The organism is Betaproteobacteria bacterium (genome assembly GCA_009377585.1).
Taxonomy (GTDB): domain Bacteria; phylum Pseudomonadota; class Gammaproteobacteria; order Burkholderiales; family WYBJ01; genus WYBJ01.
The window spans coordinates 1-1,161 of record WHTS01000009.1 but is presented as its reverse complement, the minus strand read 5'-3'; the positions used below and the strand labels follow the sequence as shown (position 1 = coordinate 1,161).

Below are 1,161 nucleotides of genomic sequence, written 5' to 3'. Positions count from 1 at the left end.
AGGTTTGGTCAACGAGGTAAGTGATCGACGACGCGTCGCGGCCGCGCTCGGCATTGTGTTGCGCGCCATCAACTGATCGACTTTCGACCGCGTCCAGGACGGTGCGAACATTTCGATGAAGTCAAAGGCGAACGCCGGTAGATGCCGTCGGCGATGGACTGCCACGCTGGTAATGCTCGGCGGAAACAGGTCACCGGTTTCGAGAAGTGCGATGTTGCCGTCCTTCATCGTGTCGTAAGCCACGTCAACGAGCACCGTAAGTCCGAGGCCACGCGCTACGCAATCGTTCACGACATCAGCATCGGTTGCACTCAAGATAATGTTCAATGCGAGTCCCGCCGTTTCGAAGACCTGAAGCACCGCTTGCCACGTCGAGATCGCCGGCTCGAGCGCCACGAAAGGATGTTGAGCGAGGTCTTTGAGTGAGCAGCGCTTGCGCCGGATGAGTGGATGGTCCTGGGCGCGAGTACGATGCGGCGGAATTTTCGGCATTCAAGCGTGGCTATAGTCCTTGTCGCAGCTCGCTATCCGGCGTGATCCCGATGTCAGCGGATCCGTCCTCCAGCGCTTGGCGGATCTGCTCGGCGTTACCGTGACGTAACGTTACGTGCACCTTCGGAAACCGCTGCGCGAAGCGGCCGAGTGCCTCGGGTATCACGTAACGCGCTTGAGTGTGGGTCGTGGCTATGACCAGATCGCCTTGGTCTGTCCTCGCCGATTGTCCGAGTCCGCGGATGTAGTCGATGTCGAGCAGCACCGACTCGGCACGCAGAACGACTTCTTGTCCCTCGGGCGTCAAACCCGTCAGTCGGCCTTTTTCGCGCACAAAGAGGTTGAAGCGCAGCTCGCGCTCGAGCGCAAGCATTTGCTGGCTAACGCTTGGCTGCGATGTGTGCAAGCGCTTGGCGGCCTTCGATACGCTGAATCCGCTTCGCGCAATTTCGCGCAAGTAAACAAGCTGCTGAAGCTTCATCTATAAGGAAAGACTATGCAGGATAAGAAACAAGACTTTGCCATTATAGGGTGCGATTCCTTAGACTGCCTTCGCAGTGAGGAGGGTTCGATTTTCGTCGCCTGCGGTTGTGTCCTCGACTCGACTCTGAAGAGCGCGCTCTTCCGAACGAGGCGCGCCGAAGGCGTTCGAGCCGGACAAATCCCTAA

At 58.2% G+C, this 1,161-nt stretch carries 2 protein-coding genes; both read right to left on the bottom strand.

Annotated features, from left to right (window positions below):
- Positions 1 to 492, bottom strand: a 492-nt coding sequence (locus tag GEV05_04930; GenBank protein MPZ42747.1) for a hypothetical protein, incomplete at its 3' end; no start/stop codon positions are given.
- A gap of 10 nt (positions 493 to 502) precedes the next feature.
- The gene (locus GEV05_04925) at positions 503 to 973 is read right to left on the bottom strand and encodes a LysR family transcriptional regulator (GenBank protein MPZ42746.1); all 471 of its coding nucleotides are present in this window, start codon (positions 971 to 973) and stop codon (positions 503 to 505) included.
- Positions 974 to 1,161 lie beyond the last annotated feature (188 nt).

What these genes read in the sequence shown, in the direction of transcription:
- GEV05_04925 (MPZ42746.1), bottom strand. Translation starts at nt 973, where the DNA reads ATGAAGCTTCAGCAGCTTGTTTACTTGCGCGAAATTGCGCGAAGCGGA.